The sequence below is a fragment of the Cohnella laeviribosi DSM 21336 genome, from assembly GCF_000378425.1.
GTDB lineage: Bacteria > Bacillota > Bacilli > Paenibacillales > Paenibacillaceae > Cohnella > Cohnella laeviribosi.
The window spans coordinates 38238-54741 of record NZ_KB899828.1 but is presented as its reverse complement, the minus strand read 5'-3'; the positions used below and the strand labels follow the sequence as shown (position 1 = coordinate 54741).

The window sequence follows — 16504 nt, the reverse complement described above, 5'->3', positions numbered from 1 at the left end:
CAGCAAACAGGAAGAAGGAATGGTGAAAACAACGCGATGATCAACGATGCGCTCGTGTCGCTTACGGTACCGGCCAGAGCCGAATTCGTGGATTTGGTTCGTTTGACGCTGTACGGCATTGCCGCAAAGCTTGATTTCTCCTACGAGGATATCGAGGACATGAAGGTAGCGGTTTCCGAGGCCTGCAATAATGTCGTGCTGCATGCTTACGCCGAAGAACCCGAAGGCGTCGTTCACATCGATTTTGCCGCTACCGAGCACCATTTGCGGATTTCCGTTCGCGATAACGGAAGAGGCGGATTTCAACCAACCGGCGAAATGCAAACATCCAACCTGCACGGGAAGTCCATCGAGGAGATCCGGTCGGGCGGATTGGGGCTCTATCTGATGCAAGCATTGATGGACGAGGTGGAAGTGTGCCAGGATCTGGGCACGGTCGTCGTGCTGACGAAAAGGCGGACGGCCGCAAAGGCGCAGACGTTATGAATGTGACCCCCAACGCGCGTCTGCCCGACGACGCGATGGACATGCTGTGCCAATATCAACGCAGCGGCTCCGCCGAATTGGCGAACGAGCTGGTGCGCCGGTTCGAGCCGCTCGTTCAGATGGCTGCCCACAAAATCTCCCGGAGCCGGCCCGATCTGCTTGAGGATCTCGTACAGGTGGGGCGAATGACGCTTTTCAGGCTCTTGAAGCTGTTCGACCCGGATTACGGGATGCCGTTTGAGCCCTATGCCATGAAGAGCATTATCGGACAAATGAAAAATTTTTTGCGGGACAAGTCCTGGTACGTTCAGGTGCCTCGCCGAATCAAGGAAAAAGGGCTGATCCTCCAGCAAGCGGTCGACGAGCTCACCATGGAATTGGAGCGTTCGCCGAACGTGCAGGAGATCGCGGACCGTCTCGGCATCAGTCTGGAAGAAACGCTGGAAGTGCTTGCCGGACGCGAGCTCTATCATTATGTCTCCCTTGACGTGCCCGTGTCCGAGGAGGAGAACGGCGCGACGCTGGGCGACCTCATCGCCGCCACGACGGACGAATATGCCCATGTCGACCGCAAGCTGGACTTGGACGAAGCGATGATGCGGCTTAAGCCGGAGGAGCGGAAAGTTCTCGTGCTGCTCTACGAGCACGGCTTCTCCCAGCGCAACGTCGCCGACCGGCTGGGCGTCTCCCAAATGAGCGTATCCCGCATCCAGCGGCGCGCGATCGGCCAGTTGAAGAAGTGGCTGACGAATGCGGGCGGTTCGGGTTCGTCCTGAAGCGAAAGGACCGCGATCGGCCGTGCAAGGCGTCTTGAAAAGGGAACGGATCGATTTCGCCAGTAGAACAATATCCGCGTTGGGTCTTCGACCATTCGCGCCTGTCCGAGGTTGCTCGGATACCCGTTATGAATCGTAAACGCGTTCCCGCTCCGGCACGCGCCGGCCCCCAATGTCCGGCGTTTTTTCGTTTGCCTTGAACGGACGAGATTCGGAAAATAGACTTTTAGAAGCGTAAGGACGAGCGGCGGAAGGGTCCCAAACCACGGAGAGCGCCGGGTCGGGGGAGGAGATCGACGGTGGTTTCGAAACGGGACGACCGGCTTCTTTTTTTTGCGGGAACATACGCCGAATCGGCTGCCGCTTTCGAAGCGGCGGCTGATTTTTTTATGCCGGGTCTTTGTCGGAACGCGGGACCCCGAGACCCGAGAAGACCAAAAGCTAATAGCCGAGGCTTTCAGAGGACAACAAAGAGATTAAATCGTTGATCGGCGCGGATATATGTTTGTTTCGGGATATCAAGATTTGCGAGTAGAACGGCTGAATGGCGCTTGGCCGGAGCGAGAAGCTCGACAGCAAATTCTGCTGCAGCTGCTCGTGAACGGCGATTCGCGGAATCATGGCGATGCCCATGCCGTAAATGACGCATTGTTTAATCCCCTCGATGCTTCCCATTTCCGTAACGGTCTTATAGGCGACGCCGTGCTCGTTCATCGACCGCTCCAGCGACTCCCGGTAATTGCAGCCCTTCTCCGTAAAGATAAACGAGCTGTTGTGCAGCTCCTGAATCGACACGTCGTTTCTCCCGCTTAACGGATGGTTGGGGGGACAAATAAAAACGAACGGTTCATGGCGAATCGGGAACGTTCGGAGATCGGGATCGGAGACAAGCGTGTTCAGAACGATAGCCAGATCGATTTCATTGTTTTTAAGCTTGCGTATGTTGGCCTCGTCCAGCGCCGGAAAGAAAGTGACGCTGACATCGGGATACTTTTTGCGGAATTTCTGAAAATAAGGCGGAAGCAGAAAAGCGGCCAGCGTCTCCGTCGTGCCGATGGTCAGGTCGATTGCCGATCCCGGCGTAAAGACATTCTCGGCTCCCAAGTACCCTTCCACAATCTGATCCGCGTATTTCAGCATCTTCCAGCCGGCATCCGTCAATTTCAATTTATTGCTGTTGCGTTCAAAGAGCTTGACCCCGAAATGGGTTTCCAGCTTCTTGATCTGGACGCTGACGGTAGGCTGCGCATAATTCAATTGCTCTGCGGCTTTGGTCAGGCTTTGGCTGCGGGCGGCCGCCCGAAACGTGATGAAATATTGAATATCCATCTCCATCCCCTTCCCCCAAATGCCAAGCTATTAATAGATGTAATGGTTGCTATTACGATGATTGGAGATTCGAATCATGCGTTCCATGTTACTATTATATAAACAATTCCAAGAGGAATACTATAGTTTCTTGGATTTATGGAGGGGTTGTTCTTGATGCACCGATCGAGATGGAAGTTGTTTAGTCTTGCGTTAGGGCTGTTGCTGTTGCTTGCGGCTTGCGAGACCGGGTCAAACCGTCAGCAGCAGCCGAACCCGAACAGCGAATCTTCGCAGCAATCGGATCAACCGTCCGGCGAGCCTGCCGGCGGGGGAACGTTGAATGTGGCGTATCCGGCCAATCCGGCGACGCTGGACCCGCATTTGACGACCAATCAGGCGACAAGAGACGTGGCGAGAAATATCTACGAGCAGCTGGTCACGTTGAACAAAAACTACGAAGTGGTGCCGCAATTGGCCGAATCCTACGAGATTAGCGAGGACGGCAAGGTTTACACCTTTCATCTGCGCAAAGGCGTTCATTTCCATAATGGAAAAGAGATGAAGGCGGAAGATGTGGTCGCCTCGATGGAGAAGTGGTTGTCCACTTCCACGCAGGGACAGGCCAATCTGCAGGGCGCCAAGTTCCTTCAAGCGGATGAATATACGGTTCAACTGACGCTGCAAAAGCCTTCGCTCGTTGCCCTCTATGTTCTTGCGGATACCGCTCCTTTTCCGGGAATTATGCCCAAAGAGGTCATTGAGTCCGCAGGACCGGAAGGCATCAAGGAATACATCGGGACAGGGCCCTACAAGCTGGAAGAGTGGAAGACGGATCAATATGTCCATTTGAAAAAATTCGCCGATTATTCGGCCGTTGACGAGGAACCGAGCGGGCTGAGCGGAAAGAAGTACGCCTACCTGGACGATATCTATTTCCGCTATGTAACGGATGAATCGACACGGGTTGCAGGCATTCTGAGCGGGGAATACGACGTGGCGTTTGGCGTGCCGTTCGATAATTCGGATCAGATCGATGCGACGGAAGGCGTAAGCAATTATTTCAGCCCGGGCGGCATTGTCGCGTATGTATTCAACAAAAAAGCGGGGCCATTCGCCAATCAGAAGCTGCGCCAGGCGTTCAACACCGCGCTGAACAATGAAGAGGCGCTTACGGCGGCGTATAGCGATTCCCGCTTCTTCGAACTGGATTCGTCTTTGGCGCTGCCTTCCCAGAAGGACTGGTACAGCACGGCAGGGTCGGACAAGTACAACCTGCACGATATCGAAGCGGCCAAAAAGCTGGTCGCCGAATCCGGATATGCCGGGGAAGAAGTGGTGATTTTGACGACCCGGGATTATCCGGAACAGTACAATCTGGCTGTCGTGGCCCAGGAGGTGCTGAAGTCCATCGGAGTCAAATCCAGGCTGGATGTGTACGATTGGCCGACCGTTCAGGAACGGCGCAAGGATGAGAACAACTTCGATCTGTTTGCCGTTTCCTTTGCGACCCGGGCGACGATCCACCAATATCCGTTCCTGGATTCCAAAGCGGATTATCCGGGGTGGACCAACAGTCCGGAGATCGACCGCTTGCTGGATCAAATTCAGGCGTCGAGTTCGATTGAAGAGGCCAAGCCGCTGATCGACGAGTTGAACCGGGTAACTTGGGACTACCTGCCGATCGTCAAAATCGGCAATATTCAAAATCTGGTCGCCATCAGGGACCATGTCAAAGGCCTTGACGATTTGATCGGACCGATTTTGTGGAATGTGTCGATTTCCCGTTAAGCAGGAGGTTTTCCCGTTGATCAAACAGGCCTGTCACTGAAGGAGATTATCATGACCAAATATATTGTTCAGCGCGTCTTGTCTTTGGTGCCTGTCTTGATTGTCGTAGCGGTTGTCGTATTTCTGCTCATTCATTTATCGCCCGGCGATCCTGCGAGCGTCATTCTGGGCGACGAGGCCAGCGAGGAGAGCGTAGCGGAGCTGCGCTCCCGCCTCGGGTTGGACCTGCCTTTGTACCGGCAATTTTTCGTTTGGTTCGGCGGCGTCGTAACCGGCGATCTAGGCGATTCCATCTTTATGGACATGAGCGTGACCGAGGCGTTTTTCAGCCGGCTTCAGCCGACCTTGTCCCTGGCCGTTCTGGCTCAGACCATCGCGGTAGGAATCGCTTTGCTGCTGGGAATTGCCGCCGCCCGCAGAAGAGGAACGCTGACGGATCAGGCCGTAATGGGGTTTTCATTGCTGGGGATTTCCGTTCCCAGCTTCCTGCTGGGGCTGTTTCTTATTCTTCTGTTTGCCGTGAAGCTGAAATGGCTGCCGGTTGCGGGATACGCGCCCATCAGCAGCGGCTTGTGGAATCATTTGCGCTATCTGATTCTTCCGGCCATGGTCCTGGGGTTCATGCAGGCCGCGCTGATCGCGCGGATGACCCGTTCGTCGCTGATTGAGGCGCTCGGCGAGCCCTACATCAAAACGGCGCGGGCCAAAGGCTTGAAACCGGGCGTCGTGACCTACAAGCATGCGCTGCGGAACGCGTTCATTCCGATTCTGACGGTGATCGGCGAAACGTTCGGAACCTTGATTACGGGCGCCTCCGTCGTCGAGTCGGTGTTTAACGTTCCCGGCATCGGGCAGTTGATCATCAGTTCCATTCAGCGCCGGGATTTCGCCGTGATTCAGGGAAGCATTCTGCTCATCACGGTAACCTATGTGCTGCTGAATCTGGCGATCGATCTGGTATACGGGCTGCTGGATCCGCGCGTGAAGCTGAATGGCGGCAGGGGGAGGTGAAGGGCATGGCTTCTCTTGAGCCTATCGCTGTTTCCGCGCCCCCGGGAAGGGGCCGGATCGCGTGGCGGCGTTATTTCTCCAATCCTCTGCTCGTTACGGGCACCGCGATCATGAGCGTGGTCGCATTGCTTGCTCTGCTGGCTCCGTGGACCACGTCTTACGATCCCTACTCGATCGAGACGCTGAACCGGCTGCAGCCGCCAAGCGGCGAGCATCTGTTCGGCACCGACCAGTTGGGCCGCGACGTGTTTACGCGCGTCGTTTACGGGATCCGAGTGTCGCTGCTCGTGGGCGCCAGCGTGACCGCAATCGCGGGCGCGATCGGCCTTCTGGTCGGTCTGGCGTCCGCGTATTCCCCGGTTTGCGATCATATTTTCATGCGAATTTGCGACGGCTTGTACGCCTTTCCGTCCATTCTGCTGGCGATTTCCATCGTCGCCATTATGGGGCCGCAGACGGGCAATGTCATTCTGGCGCTGACGATTGTCTATATTCCTTCGATTGCGCGAATCGTGAGGTCGGCCGCGCTGGTGGTGCAGGAAAAAACGTTTATTGAAGGCTTGCGGGCGCAGGGCGCCGGCGTTTTTCGGATAATGGGGCTGCATATGTTGCCGAATGTCCTGTCTCCGCTGATCGTGCAGGCTTCTTTCGTATTTGCGGTGTCGATTTTGACGGAAGCTTCGCTTAGTTTTCTGGGCGCCGGCATTCCCGCTCCGGAGCCGAGTCTCGGCAATCTGCTGCTGGACGGCAAAAATGTCATTTTCAAAGCATGGTGGATGACGGTCTTTCCCGGTGTCTTCATCATTTTGATGATTCTGGGACTGAATTTGCTGGGAGACGGATTGCGCGATTTTCTTGATCCCGGAGCCGGATCGAACAATCGCTTTGCAAAACGGAAGAAAGCCGTGCGGCGGCGAAGGAGGCGTTCCGATTGAGTCAAGCGCCATTGCTGGAAATCAAACATTTGACCACGAAGTTCTCGACGGAGCAGGGGATCGTAAAAGCGGTAGACGGGGTATCGCTGCATATCGATCCGGAAGAGACGGTGGGCATTGTCGGCGAATCGGGATGCGGCAAGAGCGTCACGGCCGAATCGATTCTGCGTTTGTTCGATGAAAAGACGACGGAGTACGGCGGACAAATCCTTTTTGAAGGTAGAGACCTGCTGCAATTGTCCGAGGAAGAGATGCGCAAGGTTCGGGGCAACCGGATTTCGATCATTTTTCAGGACCCGATGTCCTCGTTGAATCCCGTGTATACGATCGGCGATCAAATCATGGAGGCGATCCGGCTGCATCAGCGTGCCTCGAGGCGGCAGGCGAGGGAAAAGGCGCTGGAGCTGCTTCGGTTGACCGGAATTTCGGATCCCGAAAGACGACTGCGGTCCTATCCGCATGAGCTGTCGGGAGGCATGAGGCAGCGGGTGATGATCGCGCTGGCTTTGTCCTGCGAGCCGCGTCTGTTGATTGCCGATGAACCGACAACGGCGCTTGACGTGACCATTCAGGCTCAAATCCTCGAGCTGATGAATGAGCTGAAAGAGAAGCTGCGAATGGGAATCATGCTGATTACGCACGATCTGTCGGTTGTCGCTCAAATGTGCTCGAGGGTGATCGTGATGTATTTGGGCGAAGTCGTTGAGGAGGCGGAAGTGACGACGCTGTTTGATCGTCCGCTGCACCCCTACACGTCCGGTCTGCTGAAGTCGGTTCCGCAATTGGATGGGAGACGCAAACAAAAGCTATATGAAATTAGCGGCGCCGTCCCGGCCATGCATGAGGTCGAAGCGTGCTGCCGGTTTGCCCCGCGATGTCCGTTTGCGACGGAGCTTTGCCGGTCGAAGGCTCCTTCGCTGGAAGAGGCGGAGCCCGGCCACCGGGTAAGGTGCTGGCACTACAAAGACATTCAAGCGAACGGAGGCGGCAGCGATGGGTCCGGCTTACTCGTCACCGCATGAGCATCCTCTGCTTCAAGTCGAACATTTGTCCAAAACCTTCCGCGTCAGATCCCGGCACGGTTGGCGAAAAGAACAACTCAAAGCGGTCGAGGATGTGTCCTTCTCCATTTACGAAGGGGAGACCTACGGTCTTGTCGGTGAATCCGGCAGCGGAAAGAGCACGACGGGAAGAACGATTTTGCGGTTAACGGAGCCGACCGGGGGAAAGGCGTTTTTTCAAAACGAGGACATTTTTTCCCTTCCGTCCAGGCGATTGGCGTTTTTGCGCAAGAAGGTGCAGATGATTTTTCAGGACCCCTACTCTTCGCTGGATCCCAAGAAACGAATTTGGTCCAGCGTGGCCGAGCCTTTGGCCATTCACAAGCAGGGGACAAGAAAAGAGCGGAAGGAGCGCGCGCTTGAGCTGTTGGGCAGAGTGGGGTTTTCCTCGCGGCATATGGACCGTTTTCCTCATGAATTTTCCGGAGGGCAACGGCAGCGGATCGGAATCGCCAAGGCGCTTGCCTTAAACCCCAGGCTCATCATATGCGATGAACCGGTGTCGGCGCTGGATGTCTCCATTCAGTCCCAAATCTTGAATCTGCTGATGGAGCTGCAGGCGGAACGCGGCTTGTCTTACCTGTTTATTGCCCACGATTTAAGCGTTGTCCGGCATATTGCCGACCGGATCGGCGTGATGTATCTGGGAAATCTGGTGGAGGAAGCCCCGACGGATGAGCTGTTTGCCCGTCCGCTCCATCCCTATACCCGGTTTTTGCTGTCGGCGGCGCCTGCGCCGCATCCCCGGCTGAAGCGGGAGCGGATCATTTTGCAGGGAGAACTTCCGTCCCCCGTGAATCCGCCGTCCGGCTGCGTGTTTCACACCCGTTGTCCGTATGCCGCGGAGCCGTGCAGACAGGTTAAGCCCGCGGATCGGGAAGTCTCTTCGGGCCACAGGGTCCAGTGCCATCTATATGGGGATTGATCGAATCTACTTAAAATTAGGGAAAGGAAGTCGTGCGATGCCGGCGGCAGACTGGAAAACAAAAGAGGCGGAAATGCTGAAGCTGATCGAGGAAATCGTGAATATCGAGAGCGGAACGTTTCTGAAGGACGGCGTGGACCGGGTAGGCCGCGCGCTGGCCCGGGAATATGAGGCGCTGGGCTTTCGGGTCCATGTCGATGAGCAACAGGAGCGCGGCAACAATCTTCTGATCACCCATCCGGAGGCGCGAAATCCGGAGATTCTCATCATTGCGCACATGGACACCGTATTTCCGGAGGGAACGGTAGCGCAGCGCCCTTTTTCGCGGGATGAGCGGTATGCCTACGGCCCGGGCGTGTATGATATGAAGGCCAGCCAGATTACGACGCTGTATGCGATCAAGCATTTGATGGAAACAGGCAGCGACAGCTACAAAAATGTGCAGATCATCCTGAACAGCGACGAGGAAGTCGGTTCGGTCCATTCCAGAAAGCTGATCGAGGAGCAGGCGAAATCGAAAAAATATGCCCTGATTGTCGAGCCAAGCGATGAAGACGGAACGCTGGTTACCGGCAGGAGAGGCGGCGGCAAATATTATTTGACGGTCGCGGGAGTCGCCGCGCATTCGGGGGCCGAACCGGAAAAGGGGCGGAGCGCAATCGCCGAGCTGGCCCATAAAATTATCAAGCTGCATGCCTTGACCGATCCGGAGAAGGGAATTCACGTCAACGTCGGCGTCATCGGGGGCGGCACTTCCAGCAATACGATCGCTCCGCACGCCTACGCCTATATCGATGTCCGGATGGAGACGCAGCAGCAGGCGGAAGAACTGGATTTCCGCATCCGGGAAATATGCTTGCGCGCGGATATTCCCGGAACCTCCCTGGAGCTGAAAGGCGGGATAACAAGACCTCCGATGATCAAGACGGAAGCCTCCGAGCGGCTGCTTAAAGTCGTGCAGGAAGAGGCGCTGAAATTAGGGGAAGCCGTTACGGATAAAAAGGTCGGTTCGGGTTCGGACGGCAATCTAACGGCAGCCCTGGGAGTGGCGACGATCGACGCTCTGGGTCCCAGGGGAGGAAAGGCCCACAGCAAAGAAGAGTATTTGGTGATCGAATCGCTTGTTCCGCGCACAAAGCTGCTGGCGAATCTCATTGCACGATTGAGTTCGAACCTATCGGAATGAGAGGAGCTGACACGGTTGTCCAAAGCGTATATTATCCACGAAAACGAAAGCTGGATCGTTCCGCTGCGAAGCGCGCTGGAGGAGCTCGGGGTTCCTCATGAATTTTGGCATTTGCACGAAGGGAAGTTCGATCTCAGCGAGCAGCCCCCAAGCGGCGTGTTCTACAATCGAATGAGCGCTTCCTCCCATTCAAGGAATCATCGGTATGCTCCCGAATATACGGCCAATGTTCTGGCCTGGCTGGAGCATCACGGCAGAACGGTGCTGAATACGAGCCGAGCGCTGGAGCTTGAAATCAGCAAAATCAAGCAATATCTCGAACTGGACAAATTCGGGATCCGAACGCCGTATACGGTTGCCGCTTCCGGCAAGGAAGCGCTCGTTGAGGCCGCCCGGCATTTTCCGTACCGCACCTTTATTACGAAGCACAACCGCGCGGGCAAAGGGCTCGGCGTTCACTTGTTCGACAATGTGGCCGAGCTGGAGCGGTACGTGTTCGGGCCGGACTATGAAGAATCGGTTGACGGCATTACTCTGATTCAGCAGTATATCCGGAATGAGGATCAATTCATTACCCGCTGCGAATTTATCGACGGCAAATTTTATTATGCGGTACGGGTCGACGCGTCGGAAGGTTTTCAATTGTGTCCGGCGGATGCGTGCCAAATCGGCGACCGGTACTGTCCGGTCGGCGAGAAGGCGGAAAAAAGAGCCAAATTCGAGGTGATCAGCGGCTTCAACAGCCCGCTGATTCCCAAGTATGAAGCGTTTCTGCAGCAGAACGGCATCAGCTTCGCCGGCATCGAATTCATTACCGATACGGCGGGCGTCGCGTATACGTATGACGTAAACACGAATACGAACTATAATGCGGAAGCCGAAGCGGCAGCCAACGTATCGGGAATGAAAGAAATCGCCAGAACGTTGTCCCAATATTTGAAGAAAGAGATTGAGCTGGGGTAGATCGTCATTTCGGGATTTAGGGCTTGTTGCAATCGGATCGATCGAATGCTATGTTCTAGCTAAACCCATCCGTAAGAGCCGAATTGGAATAAGCTGACCTGCCCGCAGGAAGCCATTGCAGCGAATCAAGCCGCCGTTCGTTGCGATGCGCTTCTTTTTTTGTGCAAGCGGTTGGGGCGGCCGACGTTGAACCGCGCGAACGTAAGCCATGCATCCCGGCAGCGCGCATAAGATCGGAAAGGGAGAGAAATTGCGGATGAAGGGAAGGACGATTGATATGCCGTTCAGCTATTTGAGCCATCTATATTGTCCCAAATGCCAAAAGCCATACGCATCCACCGAAATTCGGCAACTATGCGTTTGCGGGTCCCCCTTGCTGGCCGATTATGACTTGCAGGCCTTAAAAAAAGAGTGGACTCCCGGCAGCCTGAAAGGAAGGAGTCCCGATTTGTGGAGATACCACGAGCTGCTTCCGTTGTCGGATCCGGGAAACATCGTCACGTTGGGAGAAGGCATGACCCCGCTTTTGCCGATGAAGCGTCTCGGCTCCGATATGGGGATCGAACGGCTTTTGATGAAGGACGAAGGCGTGATCCCGACCGGCAGCTTTAAGGCCCGGGGGGCTGCGGTTGGCGTATCCAAAGCGAAAGAGCTGGGCGTGAAGGAGCTTGCCATGCCCACCAACGGCAACGCCGGCGCGGCATGGGCTTTATACGCGGCCAGAGCGGGCATCCGGGCGTCCATTGTCATGCCGGTGGAGGCGCCCCTCATTACAAGAAAGGAATGCGCGATATCCGGCGCCAATTTGAACCTGGTGAACGGTCTGATCGGCGATGCCGGAAAAATGGTGGCTCAGGCGGTGAAAGAGCGCGGGTTGTTCGATGCGTCCACGTTGAAGGAGCCGTACCGGATCGAAGGCAAAAAAACGATGGGCCTGGAAATCGCGGAACAGTTGAACTGGAGGCTGCCCGACGTCATTCTTTATCCGACCGGGGGCGGCGTCGGGCTGATCGGCATTTACAAAGCGTTAAAGGAATTGGCCGCGCTCGGCTGGGTGCAAAGAGACAAGTTCCCGAGGCTCGTCGCGGTCCAGGCGGCGGGATGCGCGCCGATCGTGAAGGCGTGGGAGGAACGAAAGTCCGAATCGGAGTTCTGGGCCGATTCCAGGACGGCCGCTTTCGGCATCAATGTGCCGAAGGCGCTGGGGGATTTTCTGGTTCTGGAAGCGGTATACGAAACCGAGGGCTGCGCGATTGCCGTAGACGACGCCGAGCTTCTTGAGGAACAGGCCCGAATCGCCCGGCTGGAGGGGGCTTTCGTGTGTCCCGAAGGGGCCGCCGCTTTCTCGGCGGCCCGCAAGCTCCGGGAGAGCGGCTGGATCAAGAGCGGGGAAACGGTCGTCGCGCTGAATACGGGCAGCGGAATCAAATATCCGGACACGGTCCGCGCGGACGCGCCCGTGTTGAACCCGGGGGACCGGATACCGCCCGCTTGACGCGCCCGGGTTCTAGGCGTCTTTCATAGGCCGAGACACAGGCGGGGAGAAAATAAGGTATAATAGAGCAATAGACTTCACGGCGAAGCTGCACGGCAACCAAATCGGTGATCAAAAGGCGGTGATCCTGATATGAAATTCATCCATACGGCCGATTGGCATTTGGGCAAATTGGTGCAGGGGATTTATATGACGGAAGATCAGCGTTACGCGCTCCGGCAGCTGGTCGAGACGGTGCGGGCCGAGCGTCCGGACGCCGTCGTCATCGCCGGCGATTTGTACGATCGGGCGGTGCCGCCGACCGAGGCGGTGGACTTGCTGGACGAGCTGTTCCGTACGATCGTCCTTGAGCTTAAGACGCCGGTGCTGGCGATCGCGGGCAACCACGACAGCCCGGACAGGCTGAACTTCGGCACCCGCATCATGGAGGAAAAGGGGCTTCATCTGGTCGGGCGTCTTCAGCCGGACCCCAAGCCGGTCGTCCTTCGGGACGCATACGGGGAGGTTCATTTCCACCTCGTGCCGTTCGCCGATCCGGGCATGGTGCGGCAGATGCTGGGGGACGATTCGATCCGGACGTTCGACGACGCGATGCGGGCGGTGATCGGCGGCATCGAGGCGAAGCTGGACCCCGGCGCCCGGCACGTGCTTGTCGCGCACGCCTTCGTGACCCCCGGCGGACAGCCGCAGCCGAATACGAGCGACTCGGAACGGCCCCTTTCGATCGGCGGAGCGGAGTACGTTCGGGCGGAGCTGTTCAAGCCCTTCCACTATACCGCGCTCGGGCATCTTCACGAAGCCCATTACGTCGCCAGCGAGACGATCCGCTACGCCGGGTCGCCGCTGAAATATTCGATATCCGAGGAGCGGCACAACAAAGGCTTTTATATGGTCGAAATGGACGGGACGGGCAGCGTCAAGGTGGACAAGCGGAGCTTTCGCCCTCTCCGGGATATGCGCAGAGTGACGGCAACCATCGAGGAACTGCAAACGCACGCTCCTTCCGACGACTACATATTCGTTACGCTGCTGAACGAAAATCCGGTGCTTTTTCCGATGGAAAAGGTCCGGGCGGTGTATCCGAACGCGCTTCATGTGGAGCGCAGGCCCATTGCTTCGGTCCAAGCGGACGCGGACAAGCGGGAAGCCGCCGTCCCGCCGAGCCGGACAAAGTCCGATCCGGTCGGGCTGTTTGCCGCTTTTTATGAGGAAGTAACGGGCCTCCCGTTAAGCGAAGACAAAAAGCGGCTGTTTGCGGAGACGCTGACGGCGGCTGTGCAAGAGGCCGAGGAGGGAGAGACGGCATGAGGCCGATTCGGCTTACGATGACGGCTTTCGGGCCGTACCGGGACGAGGAGACGATCGATTTCTCGCTGCTGGAGGACCGCCGCCTGTTCGTCATTTCCGGCAATACGGGCGCGGGCAAGACGACGATTTTCGATGCGATTTGCTACGCCTTGTACGGCAGCGCAAGCGGCGAGGACCGGGCCGAGGCGCGAATGCTTCGCAGCCATTTTGCCGACGAGGGCACGCATACGTCTGTCGATTTCGTGTTTGGCGTCGGCAGCCGCACGTACCGCGTGTTCCGCCAGATGCCGCACCGCAAGGGAACCAACAAAAACGAGACCGGCGGCCGGGTCGAGCTGTACGAGACGACGTCGGGCGAGGAAGTGCCCTGCGTCGACCGCTTTGTGGTGTCCGACGTCAACGCGAAGCTGGAAGCGATCATCGGCCTGAATAAAGACCAATTCAGCCAAATCGTGATGCTGCCGCAGGGCGAATTCCGCAAGCTGCTGACCTCGGATACGGACAACAAAGAGGAGATTATGCGCCGGATTTTCCGGACGGGGCTGTACCAGCGGGTGGAAGAGCGCTTTTACCGGATGCAGCGCGATCTGAAGGACGAAGTCCGGACGCTTAAGGAACGCCTGGACTACGTCCTGGCGCAGGCGAAGGACGTCCTGCCGCTTCGCGAAGAGGGCGATTTGGCCGCAACGCTGCGGCAGGACGTGTACAGCCCGGCGCAGGTGATGGACGGACTCGAGCAGGAGCGCGCTTACTATGAAAAGCTGGCGGCGGACATCGGGCTGCGGCGGGAGGAGCTGCTGCAAGCCCGGCAGGCGCAGGAGGCGCGGCTTAGGGAAGCGCTCGCGCTGAACGGGCGGTTTGCCGAATGGGAAGCCAAACAGCGGCGGCTAGCGGAACTCGAGGGCGGCAAGGAGGCAGCGGCGGAGCGCGAGCTTAAGCTGAGCTGGGCGGAAAAAGCGAGCCGCATCGCCGCGTACGAGGAGCAGGCCGCCCAAGCGAAGGCGGAATTGGCCGCAAGGCGAAGCGGACTGGAACGCAAGCGGGAGGAGCTGGCGCTGGCGGAGAGGACCGCGCAGGAGGCGCAGGAGCGGTACGCGCGCGAGGAAGCGCGGGAGCCGCAGCGGACGGAGGCGCAGCGGACGCTGCAGCGGCTCGCGGACCTCGAGCCGGCCGTCCGGTCGCTGGAGGACAACCGCCGGGAGGTGGAGCGCCTTGCGGCGGAGGAACAGCGGCTCTTGTCCGCAATCGAGGCGTCGGACAGGCAGCTTGCTGAGTTGCGCGAAGCGAGACGCAAGCTGGCGGAGCGGATCCGGTCGATCGAAGCGGAAACGGCCAAGCTGCCGGACCTGGTGGAGCGGCGCGATCGGGTGCGCGAACAATACCGGCTGCTGAAGGAGCTCAGCGAGCTGGCGGTCCGGCTGGAGAACGCGCAGCGGCTTGAAGCGGAGCGGGCCGAGGCGGCCGGGCGGCTGCGCGAGAAGGCGGAGCGGCTGGAAGCGCAGTGGCTGGAAGGGCAGGCGGGGCTGCTGGCCGCCCATCTGCACGACGGAAGCCCTTGTCCGGTATGCGGCAGTCTGGAGCACCCGGCCAAGGCGGCTTCCGCGGCGTCGGTGCCGAGCCGCGAGGAATTGCAGCAGGCCAAGGCAGCGCTCCAGGCGGTGGAACGGGAGCTGAGCGCGGTGCAGGCGCAAGCGGCGGCGGCCCGTTCCGGCTGGGAAGACCGCTCGGCCTTGCTTGGCGAATACGGCGTTGCAACGGACGGGTTGGCGGAGCGGCTCGCCGAGACGGAGCGGGAAGGGCTTGGGCTGAAGGCGGAAATCCAGCGGCTTCAGGAGTTGGCCGCGAAGCTGGCGGAGTTGCGGGAAGAGGCGGCGAAGCTGGACGAACGCCTGGCGAAAGGCCAGGCGGAGAAGGAGGCCGCCGCCGCGCAAGCGCAGGCGAAGGCGGTCGAGAGGGTCGCCAAGCAGTCGGTGCTGGAGCGCGAGCTTGCGCGCATTCCCGAAGAGCTGCGGGCGCCGGAGCGTTTTGCGCTTGCGCTTGCGGAGCAGCGCGAGCTTGTTCAGCGGCTCGAGGCGGACTGGAAGGCGGCGCGGGAACGGCTGACCGCCGCGCAGCTTCGCCTCGCCGAGGAGAAGGCGAACTTCGCGCAGCTGTCCGACCGGCTCGAAGAGGCGGCCGCGCGCGAGCGGGAGGCGGCGGCGCGGTTCGCCGAGGAGCTGGCGAAGGAAGGCTTCGACACGCCGGAACGCTACGCGGCGTCCAAGCTGAGCCGGGAAGAGCGGCAAGCGCTGCGTTCGCAGATCGAGGCGTTCAAAGCGGAGTACGCCGCGACCGCCCGGCAAGCCGAGGCGCTGGCGCGCGAGCTGGCGGGCAAGGAAAGGGCCGACACGGAGGCGCTGTCCGGCGAGTTGGAAGCTTTGGTCCGGCAGCTGGAGGAGGCGCTGACCGAGCAGCAGGCGGCGCAGCGCCATGCCGAGGCGGCCGAGAAGCTGCAAAGCGCGATCGCGGACGCGAACAAGCGCTATGCGGCGGCGGAGTCCGAGCTGGAGCGGGTATTGGATCTGTACCAGGCGCTCAAAGGGGACAACCCGCTCAAGATGTCCTTCGAACGTTATATTTTGATCGAATATTTGGAGCAGATTTTGGCGGCGGCCAACGCCAGGCTGCATCAGCTGTCCGACGGCCAATACGTCCTGCAGCGCAGCGACCGGCTGGAAGCCAGGGGCAAGCAAAGCGGCCTCGGCCTCGACGTTTACGACGCGTACACCGGGCAAAACCGCGACGTCAAGTCGCTCTCCGGAGGCGAGAAATTCAATGCGTCGCTCGCGCTCGCGCTGGGCATGGCCGACGTCATTCAGGCGCATCAAGGCGGCGTGTCCATCGAGATGATGTTCATCGACGAAGGCTTCGGCTCCCTTGACGAAGAATCGCTGCACAAGGCGATCGCCGCGCTCGCCGATCTGCAGCAATCCGGCCGGATGATCGGCGTCATTTCGCACGTTCAGGAATTGAAGCAGGCTTTTCCGGCGGTGCTGGAAGTGACGAAGACGAAGGAAGGGCACAGCCGCACGGCTTTTGTGCTGCGATAAGCGAAACCGGGTCATCCCGGAACAACCTCTCTCATTCCCTCCGACACGCATCAGCGAGCCGGTTTTCCCGGCTCGCTTGATTTTTTTTCGCAAGTCGGCTGTGACAAATAACGGCAAGAGGTTATAAACACAAACCGAAACGGGCGGTTTCTGCGGTGAGGGGGAACAAG

The 16504-nt window shown here is 58.5% G+C and carries 13 protein-coding genes; 12 read left to right on the top strand and 1 reads right to left on the bottom strand.

The features are described from left to right. Positions 1-36 precede the first annotated feature (36 nt). Both rsbW and F560_RS0113980 read left to right on the top strand, forming a co-directional pair. The gene (gene rsbW, locus F560_RS0113985) at positions 37-486 is read left to right on the top strand and encodes an anti-sigma B factor RsbW (protein WP_019006365.1); all 450 of its coding nucleotides are present in this window, start codon (positions 37-39) and stop codon (positions 484-486) included. Continuing rightward, the gene (locus F560_RS0113980; RefSeq protein WP_019006364.1) at positions 483-1262 is read left to right on the top strand and encodes a sigma-70 family RNA polymerase sigma factor; all 780 of its coding nucleotides are present in this window, start codon (positions 483-485) and stop codon (positions 1260-1262) included. The genes rsbW and F560_RS0113980 overlap by 4 nt, the downstream gene beginning before the upstream one ends. A 441-nt stretch (positions 1263-1703) precedes the next feature. On the opposite strand, the gene F560_RS0113975 is transcribed toward F560_RS0113980, so the two are convergent. Beyond that, positions 1704-2597, bottom strand: a complete 894-nt coding sequence (locus tag F560_RS0113975; protein WP_020621287.1) for a LysR family transcriptional regulator — start codon at positions 2595-2597, stop codon at positions 1704-1706. 150 nt (positions 2598-2747) lie between these two features. Here F560_RS0113975 and F560_RS0113970 point away from each other — a divergent pair, with 150 nt between their 5' ends. The 10 genes from F560_RS0113970 to F560_RS0113925 all read left to right on the top strand — a co-directional run bounded on the left by F560_RS0113970 (position 2748) and on the right by F560_RS0113925 (position 16334). Further along, on the top strand, positions 2748-4361 hold the full coding sequence (locus F560_RS0113970; protein WP_019006362.1) for an ABC transporter substrate-binding protein: 1614 nt from the start codon (positions 2748-2750) through the stop codon (positions 4359-4361). A gap of 51 nt (positions 4362-4412) precedes the next feature. After that, positions 4413-5372, top strand: a complete 960-nt coding sequence (locus F560_RS0113965) for an ABC transporter permease (RefSeq protein ID WP_019006361.1) — start codon at positions 4413-4415, stop codon at positions 5370-5372. Positions 5373-5377: 5 nt separating this feature from the next. After that, positions 5378-6307: an ABC transporter permease gene (locus F560_RS0113960; RefSeq protein WP_019006360.1), complete on the top strand. Its 930-nt coding sequence runs from the start codon at positions 5378-5380 to the stop codon at positions 6305-6307. After that, positions 6304-7329: an ABC transporter ATP-binding protein gene (locus F560_RS0113955; protein ID WP_019006359.1), complete on the top strand. Its 1026-nt coding sequence runs from the start codon at positions 6304-6306 to the stop codon at positions 7327-7329. The genes F560_RS0113960 and F560_RS0113955 overlap by 4 nt, the downstream gene beginning before the upstream one ends. Beyond that, positions 7301-8293 (top strand): ABC transporter ATP-binding protein, encoded by a 993-nt coding sequence (locus F560_RS0113950; protein ID WP_019006358.1) that lies wholly within the window; start codon positions 7301-7303, stop codon positions 8291-8293. Before F560_RS0113955 ends, F560_RS0113950 begins: the two co-directional genes overlap by 29 nt. A 37-nt stretch (positions 8294-8330) precedes the next feature. Then, positions 8331-9479, top strand: coding sequence for a M20 family metallopeptidase (locus tag F560_RS0113945; protein ID WP_019006357.1), 1149 nt, complete (start codon positions 8331-8333; stop codon positions 9477-9479). Between the two features lie 15 nt (positions 9480-9494). Next, positions 9495-10442: an ATP-grasp domain-containing protein gene (locus F560_RS0113940; protein ID WP_019006356.1), complete on the top strand. Its 948-nt coding sequence runs from the start codon at positions 9495-9497 to the stop codon at positions 10440-10442. A 277-nt stretch (positions 10443-10719) separates the two neighbouring features. Continuing rightward, a complete protein-coding gene (locus F560_RS0113935; protein WP_026298286.1) occupies positions 10720-11937 on the top strand; it encodes a threonine synthase in 1218 nt (405 codons plus the stop codon). A 132-nt stretch (positions 11938-12069) separates the two neighbouring features. Beyond that, positions 12070-13245, top strand: coding sequence for an exonuclease SbcCD subunit D (locus F560_RS0113930; RefSeq protein ID WP_019006354.1), 1176 nt, complete (start codon positions 12070-12072; stop codon positions 13243-13245). After that, entirely contained in the window at positions 13242-16334 is a 3093-nt protein-coding gene (locus F560_RS0113925) for an SbcC/MukB-like Walker B domain-containing protein (RefSeq protein ID WP_019006353.1), read from the top strand. Before F560_RS0113930 ends, F560_RS0113925 begins: the two co-directional genes overlap by 4 nt. The last annotated feature ends 170 nt before the right edge of the window (positions 16335-16504 follow it).